Origin of the sequence: Acidovorax sp. Root267 (assembly GCF_001429215.1) — a bacterium.
GTDB classification, from domain to species: domain Bacteria; phylum Pseudomonadota; class Gammaproteobacteria; order Burkholderiales; family Burkholderiaceae_C; genus Acidovorax; species Acidovorax radicis.
Genome location: NZ_LMJC01000018.1, coordinates 1 through 13,093 on the forward strand (window position 1 = coordinate 1; position 13,093 = coordinate 13,093).

The 13,093-nt window shown below is 55.3% G+C and carries 13 protein-coding genes; 6 read left to right on the forward strand and 7 right to left on the reverse strand.

All coding sequences use genetic code 11. From position 1 onward, the window contains the following. Positions 1-478: 478 nt before the first annotated feature. Positions 479-994 carry an ImmA/IrrE family metallo-endopeptidase gene (locus ASE39_RS25890; RefSeq protein ID WP_082615439.1) on the reverse strand — a complete coding sequence of 172 codons (516 nt, stop codon included), beginning with the start codon at positions 992-994 and terminating at the stop codon, positions 479-481. 34 nt (positions 995-1,028) lie between these two features. Beyond that, positions 1,029-1,439, reverse strand: coding sequence for a helix-turn-helix domain-containing protein (locus tag ASE39_RS14000; protein ID WP_057271550.1), 411 nt, complete (start codon positions 1,437-1,439; stop codon positions 1,029-1,031). A 114-nt stretch (positions 1,440-1,553) separates the two neighbouring features. Here ASE39_RS14000 and ASE39_RS14005 point away from each other — a divergent pair, with 114 nt between their 5' ends. Then, the gene (locus ASE39_RS14005) at positions 1,554-1,736 is read left to right on the forward strand and encodes a hypothetical protein (RefSeq protein WP_057271551.1); all 183 of its coding nucleotides are present in this window, start codon (positions 1,554-1,556) and stop codon (positions 1,734-1,736) included. Positions 1,737-1,809: 73 nt separating this feature from the next. Then, complete coding sequence (locus ASE39_RS25895; protein WP_082615440.1) at positions 1,810-1,983, forward strand: DUF1508 domain-containing protein; 174 nt, start codon at positions 1,810-1,812, stop codon at positions 1,981-1,983. 114 nt (positions 1,984-2,097) lie between these two features. On the opposite strand, the gene ASE39_RS26450 is transcribed toward ASE39_RS25895, so the two are convergent. Beyond that, a complete protein-coding gene (locus tag ASE39_RS26450; RefSeq protein WP_140426778.1) occupies positions 2,098-2,370 on the reverse strand; it encodes a hypothetical protein in 273 nt (90 codons plus the stop codon). Positions 2,371-2,549: 179 nt separating this feature from the next. Here ASE39_RS26450 and ASE39_RS26455 point away from each other — a divergent pair, with 179 nt between their 5' ends. Together ASE39_RS26455 and ASE39_RS14010 are read left to right on the forward strand one after the other, a co-directional pair. Continuing rightward, positions 2,550-2,753 (forward strand): hypothetical protein, encoded by a 204-nt coding sequence (locus ASE39_RS26455; RefSeq protein WP_140426779.1) that lies wholly within the window; start codon positions 2,550-2,552, stop codon positions 2,751-2,753. Positions 2,754-2,938: 185 nt separating this feature from the next. After that, a complete protein-coding gene (locus tag ASE39_RS14010) occupies positions 2,939-3,190 on the forward strand; it encodes a hypothetical protein (RefSeq protein WP_140426780.1) in 252 nt (83 codons plus the stop codon). A gap of 401 nt (positions 3,191-3,591) precedes the next feature. Here ASE39_RS14010 and ASE39_RS14015 read toward each other — a convergent pair whose 3' ends face one another. Genes ASE39_RS14015 through ASE39_RS14025 form a run of 3 tightly spaced genes read right to left on the reverse strand, consistent with a single transcriptional unit; the run spans position 3,592 to position 8,002 of the window. After that, a complete protein-coding gene (locus tag ASE39_RS14015) occupies positions 3,592-4,962 on the reverse strand; it encodes a hypothetical protein (protein ID WP_057271553.1) in 1,371 nt (456 codons plus the stop codon). Then, positions 4,959-7,040, reverse strand: coding sequence for a hypothetical protein (locus ASE39_RS14020; RefSeq protein ID WP_140426781.1), 2,082 nt, complete (start codon positions 7,038-7,040; stop codon positions 4,959-4,961). The genes ASE39_RS14015 and ASE39_RS14020 overlap by 4 nt, the downstream gene beginning before the upstream one ends. Then, the gene (locus ASE39_RS14025; RefSeq protein ID WP_057271555.1) at positions 7,037-8,002 is read right to left on the reverse strand and encodes a hypothetical protein; all 966 of its coding nucleotides are present in this window, start codon (positions 8,000-8,002) and stop codon (positions 7,037-7,039) included. The genes ASE39_RS14020 and ASE39_RS14025 overlap by 4 nt, the downstream gene beginning before the upstream one ends. 585 nt (positions 8,003-8,587) lie before the next feature. Here ASE39_RS14025 and ASE39_RS14030 point away from each other — a divergent pair. Further along, positions 8,588-8,983: a helix-turn-helix transcriptional regulator gene (locus ASE39_RS14030; protein WP_057271556.1), complete on the forward strand. Its 396-nt coding sequence runs from the start codon at positions 8,588-8,590 to the stop codon at positions 8,981-8,983. A gap of 987 nt (positions 8,984-9,970) precedes the next feature. Next, positions 9,971-11,062 carry a TnsD family Tn7-like transposition protein gene (locus tag ASE39_RS27115; RefSeq protein ID WP_242421448.1) on the forward strand — a complete coding sequence of 364 codons (1,092 nt, stop codon included), beginning with the start codon at positions 9,971-9,973 and terminating at the stop codon, positions 11,060-11,062. A 1,397-nt stretch (positions 11,063-12,459) separates the two neighbouring features. Here the strand turns inward: ASE39_RS27115 and ASE39_RS26460 are convergent. Beyond that, positions 12,460-12,747 (reverse strand): hypothetical protein, encoded by a 288-nt coding sequence (locus tag ASE39_RS26460; protein ID WP_140426782.1) that lies wholly within the window; start codon positions 12,745-12,747, stop codon positions 12,460-12,462. Between the last annotated feature and the right edge of the window lie 346 nt (positions 12,748-13,093).

Here is a 13,093-nt window from a genome sequence, read left to right on the forward strand (position 1 = left end):
AACAGGCAGGTTCGCATTCAAGGAAAAACAGCCGGCGTGCACCCTAAGGAGACATGACTGCGAATCAAGCTCTCGTGATGAATGACTCGTCTTGGCCGATAGTACTCATTCGAGGCGGACACTGTATGTCCGCAACCAGCCTAAAGCAGCCCATCCAACTCCCCAGAGCTTTGTGAGCTGACAATAAAAAGCGCCTCAACGGAGGCGCTTGGAACCCAACGGTACAGGTGCACTAAACCTTTCCAGGTTTTATTTACAGATTACAGAGTTTATTTTTACGATCAATCATGACTACAACCAATAAAGTTCGTCGGGGTAGGCTCGCATAAGTCATTGATTTCTATGGCTTAGCGAGTCAGTCCAAAGTTTGTCGGAAACGATAACAAAGGCAGCCGGGCCTGCACAACTGCAAACAAAGTTCGTCGGGACTATCAATGCGCAGTGAACTGAAGAAGACTTCCACCGAATCGGCAGCAATTCAACACATGCGCTTTGCTCTTGCACGCGCAAGAATTCGTTGCGCCCCACTCTGATTTAGGCGCATACGCATCATTGCAGGACTGATTTTGTAGCGGGCAGCGGCATCTTCAACTGATTCACCGCTTGCTGCGACCGACATTGCGGCGGCCTTTGGAACCAGGAGAAAGCCGGACAAACAAGTGGCCTCATCTTCCAAGACCTGGTTGTAGTGCCGGCCGCCGGATTCATTGGTAAGTGCGCTGGGAGAATGGTCGAGTACCGCATGCGAGAGTTCATGCGCGAGGTCACTTTGTTGTCGTGTGGGAGCATGGGAGTCGTTGTACACGATGGCCCTTCTACGACCCAAGTAGAGCGTGATGGCTGAAAACGGGCTCTTAGATGCTCCAGTCAAGTGACGGTAATTGGCCGCATCCATTTCTCCCGCCAATGCGCTCAACGGCATCACAGGTATTTCTAAGTGCCCCGCCAACTGGAACATATCTAGGGGCGCCGATGCCTGCAACTGGAGCTCCATCCGGAACTCAACAGCGTATCTGTCTGCCTCAGCCTTAAACCCCCGCCGAAGTGCTACCGCCAAGATCTATCTCCTCCTTAGGATCTGGTGCATTTCCAAGGCGACGGTACGCCACAGTCAACACGTCTTGTATTGCTCTGATCGAATCTTCGTTCAGGTTGGGATCCGCTCTCAGAAGCGCCATCATCTTTGGCAAGACAGTGGTATCGCGCGCCTTCAGATCTTCGTCGGTCACGAAGTCAGCTGGATTCAGTTGAGCCCAAGCAGACAGCATAGTCAGACTGTCCGCGTCCGGGTGCTTGCCTTGGCCCATCCTGGTTAGCGTCGAAGCGCTCACCTTGCTTTGGTCTGCGAGCTTCTTCCACGAAAAGTTCTTCGCTTTCCTGATGTCGTCGAGTGCTGCGTAGAACCCCTCACAGTCGAAGTGTCCTCGATTTGCGGCCATGCGGCCCTCCTATTGCTATATCGCAAAATTTTATGCGAATAAGCATGTTTGAGTGTTGCTATATAGCAATTTCATGTGCTACATTGGCGCCATCTCAACTCAGGAGAAGCTGCCATGGCAAAAAATGCCCCTCTCGGTGACAACGCACGCGTTGGTGCAGTTCGCCAACGTTCGCAGGTCCACAACCCCGTGACAGACACGTGGGTCAAGCGCAATGCGGCCGATGGCCGCTTCATGGATCAAAAGCAAGACGGCACGCCGTTCAAAGGTGTCCGCAAGGAGCCTGGGAAGTCGTAACCGGGCAAGAACCGCCCCTCCTTGCGCAGGGGCGTGGATTTCGCAACCCGTCAACCCTCAAGGAGGAAGTGCAATGAAATTCGAACTGTATAAAGACGCGCGTGGTGAATGGCGCTGGCGCCTGGTTTCCATAAATGGAAGAACCATTGCAGATAGTGGGCAGGGCTATTCGCAAAAAGATGATGCCCTCAATGGCATCAACTTGGTCAAAGCAACGACTGCGTCCACGCCCGTCTACGAAAAGTAGTTTGGTGCACTTTGATCAGGCCCTTCTAAAAGGTGAAGGCCTCACACACCTTTGTGTGTAGGCCCACTTTTCGAGCTTGGCCGGTCACCACTACATGCTTTGGGATGCATGCGATCAGCGGACCTTGCCGGCACTGGAGAATCCAAGATGAATCTGAACCATCTGCGCCTTTACCTCAACCTTTTTGCATTTCCTGGCATTTGCGTATTTGGAGGTGTAGTAGCCCACTCCGTTGGGCGCGAATTCGCTGCCATGCCAATGCTCGCTGGTCTGGTGAGCCTCACGAGCTTGATCTCCATGGCTGCATTTTTGGGCGCGATGGTTTTCTTCGCGCGGAGTTGCTGGCGCCTGTACCAAGCAGAGGCTGGCACAGACGAGGCCTGCCACTCCTGTGGCTCCCCGGTCGCCTCTGTGGACGATGGCCGATACGGACCGTACTTCAAATGCTTGGCTTGCAGTACGAACAGAGCGGCCCGGTAAGGTGAAAACCAGATTCTGATGGCTTTTTGAAACACGAGAGATCCCAACGGCACTCCCGAAAAATCTTGTTCTAAAGGAGTTTCTTGATGAGCACCGTCACCGTCAAATGTTCATGCGGCAGCGAGAAATTTGAAATGCCGTCGAATCCAAGAGCCACCGATAGCATCAAATGCTCAAAGTGCGGCGCAACAGGAAAGTATGGTGATGTCATGAAGGCAGCCACCACGCAGGCCAAACAAGCGATCGAGAAGCAACTCAAAGACGCCCTAAAGAGAGCGGGCTTCAAATGAGCTCCTAAGCTCAAGAAACCACTTTTGACATTGACTGCATATCTCGCCCCAACTGAATGTTGATCGAATGTTCACAGCGGTATGCGTCGTACGCTGCTCACCAAGATGAGTGCGTCACGGCCCCATAGGCTAACCCTACAGTCAGTGCGCCACATCGACCTCACGCCAACGCGAATCCCAACCTCATGAAAATGAATTCTTTCCCCAAACCATTGCGTGCATTTTTTGCAGGATTGCTATTGCCAATTTCGATGGTGATTGCCGTGCTTGTCGTTTGGCAAGCTGTTGTTGGCGCCCAGGGAGTTGGAGAAGCCGTACTGGCAGGGAGCCTTACCCCCATCCAGGGCATAGTGGCACTGGGGCTCATGGCTAGCCTCCTGAGCTGGTACGCCGTGCGAGCGATGCGTGGTGGCGCGCTAGCTGTTCGGTTTACCTAGTCTTCTTGAACGGACTTGTGTCGCTACCTACCTGTTGCTGTACAGGCCTAGGGGCTAAAGCACACTGAATCACGCGCCGGATTGCCCGAGACGATAGTGCTTCTGTCTGCATCTCGCTTCCGCAATCTCGGCAGTATGCCGAAGATCCCTGAGACGAAGCTCAAAACTAGTCTGTCCCAATTTGCTCGCTTGCGGCGACCAGCGCTCGACATACCACCGTCTTGTTTGTTGATCCATAGCCGGCGGCAACAAGCCTGTCTAGTGCTTCACTGGCTTCGGGATCCAGGTCGACCAACAAACGTCGCCCTCCAGATCCACCCAAACGAACAAGATAGGCCTTAGCGCTTGGTGCTGTTTACCTCACCAACTGGAACCTTCACTTTTTCAGCCATCAAAGCACCCTATTTCTTTGAGCGGTCATCAAGAGACTCCATAAAGCCTGCTGCCGCATCAAGCATTCCATTGAGGGTTCGTGGTTTGCGATTCTTCTGCAGCTTGATGACCTGCGCGGTCGGCTCAGGCATGAGATTTGCGGATTTGTTGATGAAGGCAATAGCGTCGCGTTCTTGCCAGTTCATAGATGCCTGCACCGTTCTCAGAGCCACGGTCGCCCGTCTAGCCGCACGAAGCTGATCTTCAAAAACTTCAGCATTTGCCTGAACCTCCGGCCCATCGAATGGGCACAGAAGATCTTTGCGGAGGCTTGTCTTCTGCCCGGCGTGAGCTATGAGGAGATTGACATCATCTCTTGCAGTCGCGTACCTGACCGAATTGAAAGCTTGGCGCACATGAGCCCAAGATGCTTTAGGAGAACCAGCGCTCCGAGCCATCCAATAGCTGAGTACCAGCAAATTCACGAGAAGACGCTTCAGCCCCGCACAGAGATTCCACAGCTCGACCCGATGATCCACCAGGGAAAAGCTCACTGCTTCATCCAGAACAACCTGATAGGCAGCCAGCAGTGCAGCCCAGTCCTCTGAGACGGGAGGGTCCGGCAAAAGCACAACTGGTCGGCTAAGCAGCCGCTGTGTGGCTTCAGGAGGACGGCTGCGCAGCTTCCATCCCATCGAGTAATTGGCGATTACGAACCAAGGCACCTGAAGTTCGGCAAGTGCAAGGAGGGTCCTCGTAATGAGCGTGCTGGCACCAGCTGATTGAGCCATGAACTGTGTTTCGTCACCGCCGAACAGGCATACGCCGGACACCCGCATCCAGCGGGCACACTCCCGTCCCAACTCTTCTTGGCCAATCTTTGCCTTGCCGCCTGCAGCCCCCGGGCTTGCAAAAGTACGCAGTACCGCAGAAACGCTTGCCTTCTTTCCCACCACGCAGTCGACGTAGTCGATGAGTGGCACCGAAGGGTGCGCAGCATCCAGGCTGATTTTCCTTTCCCCAGCCAAGATCCTTTGGATCGCGAGCCGAAGCCGGGTCTTCCCGACCCCCGCGAGGCCGGTGACGAACGACGGCGGCGTCCCGTCACCCGGCGCAACGCCTGAGTATGCAGCAGCCAACGCCGCACCCGGGATTTTGTACACGACCTTCGAGTGAGACAGTGCGCGCTCTATCTCGGAGCGGATGGCTTTTTCCAGTTGGACTGTGACTAACAGTACTTCTTTCAGTCCGCACTCCAACTTCTGGCAGGCCTCCTCCACCCCGACCGACATGAGATCCTCGACGAGAGAACCATATGAGTCAGCGCGGTGCTTGATCACGCCGGGGGCGAGTGCATCTTCGTAGCGGCTCGTATAGATGGAGGAGTCGGCCAGAATCATGCGGCCTTCCTCCCTTCAACGCTTTGCCGAGCCTCGTCGTGCTCCAGGCGAGCGGTGGCAGTGCCACGCTTGGGCCGCCCAGCGACGCGACTCCCTGACTTCAGCTCCATTCCTGTCTGCTCCAAGTAGTCCTCATTCAAAAGGTGCTTTTTTGCGGCGCGATGCCTGCGTTCCGTCGCCTCCCAATTCTTCAAATGCTCGGCGTACTCGACCGCTTCGGCGAAGGACATGTGCTTCACCTCCTCGCCCACTGGAATCGGGTAGCGGACGTCTAGCTCGATCAGTTTGTTATTCCAGTCAAACCAGACATATCGGATACAAGCAGCCAGGACAAAGACGTTGACGTCCACGTCTTGCCCGCCTGCTACCGACGATAGAGCTTTCTCAAACTCAGGAGTTTTTGAATAGTAATTGCGGCCAGCCAACACAATTCCCCCGCGCGTCAGCTTGGCTGGAACCACATCCAGATACGCGCGAACCGCATCCTCAAATCCGATCTGAAGCGCATTGTTACGCCCGACGGAGTCGAGCGCTTCCCAAACGCCATTTGGCGTCAAGCGAGTAACTCGCGGCGCGAGATCAGGGTCCACACGGTTTGCAACGATCGCGGTCTCATTGAACTGGAGAGCCAGCCCAAACTCACGACGTGCAAGCTCGATGGTCTTCAGATTGGAGCGCCGGAATGAAGGCGCCTCATCGTCGTGTCGCATTTTTGGATTTGATGTCTCAATCAATGCCTTGCTTTGTCCCGAATAAGAAGGGGCAGTTTCACGGACAACCGGTTGGAAGTCTTCGATCCTTGATATCGCCCCCGCAGTCGCTCCGGCACCGCGATCTGTGATGTCAGAGGGCGATACTCCCCCCGCAGAATCGGCGATTCGCAACCCGAGGAGACGCCCATACACACCAAAACCGACTGCCTCGCAGAAGGTCGCCATCCTGTAGGCAGCCGCGAGCTCACGGCCATACGCGAAACCGATTCCGGTTTTTTTTCCTGAAGCTGTATCTCTCTTCGTCACGACAACGAGTGGTTTCAGATCGCTTCCTTCGACATAGCCTTTGGGGAGGTCTTCCACAAAGTAGGCATCTGCCTCAACACGTTGCATCAAGTTCCAGCTCGATTCAGTGAAACTCCCGCGGTAAGGCTCTACTTTTGACCGAACACGGTTGTGCCCCCACTTGGCCTCTTTTACTTGCCGGCGGGGAAAGCGCTTTTCAACATAGTAGAAATATGTGGCCTGCGTTGGGAAACCCTCCCCCTTAGGGTGGAAGAACTCCGCGACTTGCTTTCCTTTCCTCTCTGTCATACGCGACTGGCAACCAAAGAATTTCTTCATCGCTTTGACATAGATCTCCTCATCGGTAATCCCGATTGCAGCAAGGGCGCTGTAGGATTTGAGAATCCGATCGTGCATGTCGCCCGTGGTATTGAAGCCATACCCCTTGCCTTCAGCACTAGGAGTTCCGCGCTTCGCCCTCGACGGCGTGTTAAGACGGTCCCAGTGCCCTATCTGATGGCTTGGATAGTGCAATGCGTATCGATTTCTACCAAAGGCAAGATAGGTAAACAGCCAGAGACGTACACGCGACTCATTCCGCGTGGGCTGCTGGGAACGCGCGTGTCTGTTGACGATTTGCTCTGTGTTCTCCGAATCCAGAATGCTCTCAATGTTGGGCAGAAGACCATAGAAGCTACCAATCTTGTCGTCGATGCGATCCCTATGACGCCTTGCCGGATTGACTCGCTCTGCGTCGACTGCTTCAAGGTCCAATCCTTCAAGCCCGGATAGCCAAGGCGGAAGCACCTCCTGCTTGCCGGGAAGTATTTGGGCAGTTAGCACCGCTTCCTCGAAGTCGATCCGATGGAGTCGAATCAGGACTGGAAATGGCAACGGCCTAAGGTTCTTCGTGGCGCCCTCTTTGTCGACAATTTCTTTAGTTCGTCGGGGCGCAAATTCGACCAGCGTGACCACGCGTGCGCTGGGGCTGCTCCGAAGAAAGTAGTAAGTCGTTCCCGCCCGCAAACTGCGATAGCCGTCCGGTGCAGTGATGGGGGTTCCGGCGCAGATTCCACTCATAGCCCCCTCCGGAACCAATCAGCGTAGGCCTCCAGCGCGTCGGTTTTCTCTGGCAGCATGGGTTTGTCAACAAAGATATGACTTTCAAACAGGTCAACACGGATCTGCCTGGCAAAAATTCCCTGTTCGAAGACGATCCTCTGTTCGTATCGTGGAATGCCATGCGTCTGCTCAATGGAGACCATGACGTCCAACGGCGTCGCGCGACACACCAAGCCCAAGTTGAACCCATCCAGAACTATCTGGACCTGTTCATCAGTCAGCAGGTGCTCACGCTTTTGCCACAGCAATTGCTGAAGCAAGTTGGCGGTAAGCATGGGTGGCAACTCGGCAGCAGCGACTTCTACGGTACGGATGTCGATGTCTGCGTACAGCTCCCGCTCTACAAGGTGCCGGAAACCTTCCTTTGCGGCAGCACGTGCCTTGTCGGTTCTCACTGAGATACCAACTTGGGGCACCGCAAACTCCTCGCGCGTGCTCTTGACATTGAAGTTCACGCAGTATGGGCCGAGCCGGTCGGTGAAAAAGCCCAAGAAATCACCGATCCAACAGGCGGGCACCTCCTCCCCGTCAACATGGACAGACGGATGAAACGAAAGGCAGCCCCGCTCTTCGGCCACTGCCAACGTTCCTCGAAAGTCTTTCAGGCTCTCATCCTTCGCCCTTGGGTGAGCGTGCAGCGGGTGAGGTGCTGCAAGAAAAGGGAGCATCCGCTGCTCTTGCAACTCAAACAGGGAGGGGCAGTACAGCAGCAAAGCCAGGACCTCTCTCTCCGGCACAGAAAGCGTATGCACATCCCGAGCAAGCAGCCGCGACCAGACCGTAGCGGGCCGCGACCCTGCGGGGGCCTCCTCTCGCGTGGCCTTGATGGCAGGTTCATACCCTGCACCAAACTCTGGCGCCCGTTGCCGTCTCACTATCTCCTTGAGCCGGTTCGCCGTCATTCCCCGTGCTTGTCCCATGCGCACTCCTCATGCGGCACCTCGCCGCGTGTTTGAAAAAGGAATGGGCAACACACAAGCGCCGGACTTCAATGCCAGGGTTGACAGGAGGAGCGCTTTGATGGAAAGTGACGGCTGGCTAGTTTGCAAATCAGCCTGCACATTCCAGGACGCCCGGTCGCCTCGCCAAAGGCTACCGGGCGTTGTGCTATTTGCCCACAGGTTTTTGCTTAGTCTTGGGTCACTGAATACTCCCTTGGCTGGTGGCGGGGATGGCCTCTTGGCGTTCGCCCAGAGGATGCACTTCGTGATCCAGTGGTGCCGGCCTCAATCCAAGCGCGATGGCTGCGCCATAAGCCTCCCCCCAGTTTCCCTGAGTTCGCCCTGAAAGCAGAGCGGCAACCACCGCAGGCTTGAATCCATGTGATCTTGCCCAGGCAGTGATCGTCACTCCATGCCGCGCAAGCCAAGCGCGGGCCTCTGGTGGTGTGCGAAGCGAAGACATGTGCATATCCTCAAACCTTTCTCAACAAATGTCAATATTTTTGACATTTGATGCACATAATGCACATCTTGCAAACATGAACCTTGGAAACGGATTTTTCCATGTATGGATTTCGCATCTCTTTTGAGCGCAAACGACTAAGGCTGAAGCAGGCAGAGGTAGCGGCCATGCTCGGCACAAGCCGCTCTATGATTTCGATGCTTGAGTCGGACCAGACTCCGCTGGATGTGGAACGCCTGCTCGTCCTAGGCCAAAACGGTTTCGATGTGTTGAAGGTGTTAACCGACGAGCCCGGACAAGTGGCAGCTGGACGCCTGCTGAACTGGCAGCTATGTCTCTCTATTTCCGAGCGCGTCGATGCTTGGCTGCTGGCTCATGGCGCCCAGATTTCTCCCGAGAAAAAGGCAATGGTCGTGAAGCATCTGTATCTCCAATTTGCAGCACACGCTCAGATCGACGAAACTGTGCTGAACGAAACACTGAAGATGGCTGCGTAGCGCAGCCTCAGCTTCTGGCTGCAGACGTTAAGCCATACATGTGGAAATCGCGGTTCATAAAGGCCGACAGGAGTTGATGCTCCAGGTCCTGAGTGGAGGACCCATTCCATCTGACTGGATAGCTTTCAGCGGTGCTTCGAAGGGAGGATACTGTGCAGGCTTTTTTTGCATCTGCGTCAAGGCTGACTCTCTGCTGAGAATGACCGCATCGAAGATTGCCATTTTGAAGACCGTGCCTCTCCCCACCCTTATGCTGGCCAGGAGCCTGGCAATGAACGCTTCAAGAGTGAGACCAAGACCTCCACCGCGTTGTCGAATTGGCTCGTCAATGGCTCGCGTACCGGGTTCAGCCGCAGCACCCTGAAACCTATGGCAGCGCTGTTTCAATTAGAATCCGGCCTGCCTCAGCAATGGCTCCCTGATGAGACCCTTTTCAGCCTTTGCAGCCGGTACCACAAAGCGAGCGGCAATCGCCTAGCTTCCACCACCTGCAAAGCACTCTTCGGCCATCCTCAGCAAGGCAGTGCTCACGACTTTCCAGCCAGACTTGACCACTTCAGCCGCATGGCGGGCGGATTGCTAGGCACCCCTGAAAGCATCATTGAGAAGCACACGATACTCCCGCTATATCTACGGTTCGCAACAGCGGATCTAGTGCGGAGGGCAATCCTCGCATCCTGCGAAGGCTCGGTGGGTAGCCTCAAGTTTCAACTGGGACTGCTTACCAGTGCTTTCCGCGCCAACCACCCCCTCAAGGCATGCCCAATATGCATGCGCGAAGACGCAGAACACTTCGCGACAGCCTACTGGCACCGAGAGCATCAGCTACCTGGACTTTGGGTGTGTCGACAACATGGCTGCAGGCTGTTGTCATCAGACCTCAAGGCCACCGGCGTCTCTAGGTTCCATTGGATCCTGCCGTCAGCGTCGCAGTTTCAGGCACCCGATACCTCACCTGTGCCGCCGAGCATCTTCAGGTTCGGGCACATGGTCGCCGCCGTTGGGTCCCGAGAAGGCCTGCATCTGGGACCAGACAGACTCTCGCAGGCATTTCGCCTAGGATTGGATAGAGAGGGGTTTCTGAAGGGGCCTACACAGTGCCTGAGGCGCGAAGCTGCGGGTGGTAGCTACGCAGCATTCTTGAAGCCTCTGGTGTCTGTGGAGCAACTGAATGCCTTGCCTTCCTCCGTCACGATGGCCTGCGCTGACCTCACCAGGCAGCTCGGTCCCCGAGCGTCAGCAGTTCACCCTCTCAGGCGATTGGCGCTTGCGGCCTGGCTCTTTGAGGATCTCGACGATCTGCTTGCAATCCACTCAGCCACTCTGGCCAGATGCTCTTCCAGGCAGCACTCCGCCGGGCAGGCCGGAGCGACCTCACGAGACACTGCACCAGATGCTCGCAAGAAACAATTCTTTTCGGCGTTGGTAACGAGCAAATCACTTTCTGCTGCGGCACGTTCAGCTGGCATTGACACCACCACGGCAATGGCTTGGTGTGCATCCCAAGGCATTTCTACACCCCGAAGGCCCAAGATCCTTAAGCCTGAGCTCAGGGCTGCATTGACCGCCATGCTGCGCAAAGGGATAGGCAAACGAGAAGTAGCCGAAGCCGGGAAGGTATCTTTGCAAACGATTACCACCCTGCTCAGAACGGAGGTGGGGCTGCATGAAGAATGGAAACTGGCAGGCTTTAAAAATGCGCAGAGACACAACCGTCGTCGGTGGGTCCGGACTACGTCAAACAACCCCATATCTGGCGTCAAAGCCGCACGAATGAAGGAACCCTCGGTCTATGCCTGGCTCTACAGGAACGATCGTGACTGGCTTTCAGAACGAACAAACGAGATGGCGAAAGCCGCAAGGAGCAGCGGCAGACGCGTTGACTGGGACACGCGTGATAGCGAACTATCGATCCAGGTGCGGCAAGTGGCACTTCACCTCGTGACGGAAGACGCGGTAAAGAGAATCAAGCTATTCCAGCTCTATCAAAAGATTCCCGAACTGAAAGCCAAGCTCTCCAAACTGGATCGCCTGCCGCTGACCAGATCAGCGATTTACAGCGCACTCGGCAAGAGCTGACACTTTTTTCGAAAGCCCCGGGCAAACTAGGCAGCGAGGCGGCACAAGTCGACGTCGGCTGAGGGTGTCTGAACTGACTGCGCCATAGATTGTTCGAATTCTTCGGCAGTGCTGAACATCGCTCCCAGCAGGACCGTATAGAGAAATCCGAACGAAGGTAAAGCCATTGGCGACTCAATGGCACCAAAAATGTTACCGTTTCCGACCGCTAGACAGTTTCTCAGTATCCATTCTTTCGGAGCCGTCTTAAAAACGACCGCAGAGTACAGGTTGTGGGGCGAATTCTTGGGCTCCAGTTCGCGAGCCCTTCTTTTTATGAATGCATGGAGTTGCGGCTGACGATACGGCCTATCTCTATTAAGAAAGTGCTGATACGTCTCTTGGAGCCGGGACTGAAACAGGCACTCGGATCTGGATTCGGTATTTATCTCACTGGGCTTCGTGTCGCCGCAAGCAAGCCAATGATGAGGCAGACGACTCCACGGGTCGGCCGCATGCACGCTATCTAGTCGACACGCGTGTCTGGAGCACATCTCGACTCCGGGAAGGCTATGGCTTCGCCGAAACCAACTGTATGGCCGCGATGACAAATCCTCCTTGACACACTTCCTGCAAAGATGAACTTTTGGAATGTGTAACGTTGCTCCAGATTGAATACCCCGCGATGGTTTCTCAGCGCCAAAGGGGCTGATTGCATCCTGAAATTCAACGACTGCGATAGCAGGCAACATGCTGTGCTGCCTCACGTACTCAGTGCGCTCCATTCCGCTTAGCGCAGCCAGCTGCCAGCTATATGGCAATGCATCCGCTGAGGGGACTACCGCCTCTGCAAGCTTTCGGATCAGAGAGTGCCTCTGAACCTTAGAGATGGGGCCTGCAAGAAAGGCGCCGATGCGCCCCGCATGTGCTTCCTCGAGCTCATCGGGCATGGGTGGAAAAAATGCATCGCTCATCTCGCCTCCAACATTTCCAGCTCCGCGACAACACGACGTGCTTGCAAAAGAGCTCGCTCATAGGGCTTGGGGCTTACTCCCCGCGTGGCCGCAGCCGTGGCAACAATTCGCAAACACTCGCTGATGACTGCCGGCGGAGCACCTAGCTGCTCACGCTCGTATCGAGACAAGCACGATCGGTCGCACCCCAGCAATTGGGCAAATTCAGCCTGGGTGCGATCTCCGCGGGCAGCACGCACAAGCTCCGCTTGCGATGTGGGATAAACGAACATTGTTCGTATATTACACATTATGAAGCGTGCATAAGCAGGTGCATGAAGGAGACTGAGGGGCCGGCGTGTAGGAAGATGCTCGACAGATGTTGGCGCCAGCGCCAAACTGATCAAGCGGTCTAAACCGTCATTGGGTGGTCACATCCTGATCGGCAAATCTGCACAGATCTGGTCAATCCGGCACCTGCTCCAACACTCTGGGATCCCGAAAGTCATCCCGCGGCCAGAGGCGCCCAGTGGGGGCTGAAAGCGAACGCAAAGCCTGACATGAGAGGGACACGACCGGCAGAGCAGGTTGGTTGTCCGTCGAGATTTTCAGGATGGCCTTGTCCAAGACGAAGACATCGTTGACGCCATCATTCGGCCGAAGCGACTCCGGCCGGTTCATGTCGTAGTAGGCGATGCCAGGCGATGTTGTGGCGCAACCAGTTGAGAGCACGGCAGTCAGGGTAGCGGCCAAGGATGTGAATGCGCGTGAATGTTGCACAGCAAGCCCTCTCATGTTGATGAGACCTGCAAGATGCCCGTGGACTGTTTCAAACTGCAACAGAAATATGGCTCGTCTTGGCTCGGTCGGGCCACCTGCGCGACTGCAAATCCTCCGAGACCGCATTGCCTCATATCTTGTGTGATACCAGTAGTGTCCCAACGTTTTCACATTAGGACGTCGTAAGTTAATGATTTGCCTACCGATTTCGGTGCATAAGTGTCACATCCCGGACGATTGCATAGACTCCAAACGCTATCCACTCTTCATGGCGCGAGCGGTTCTAAAGGAGTTGATAGAGTCCTTGCAATCCACCCAG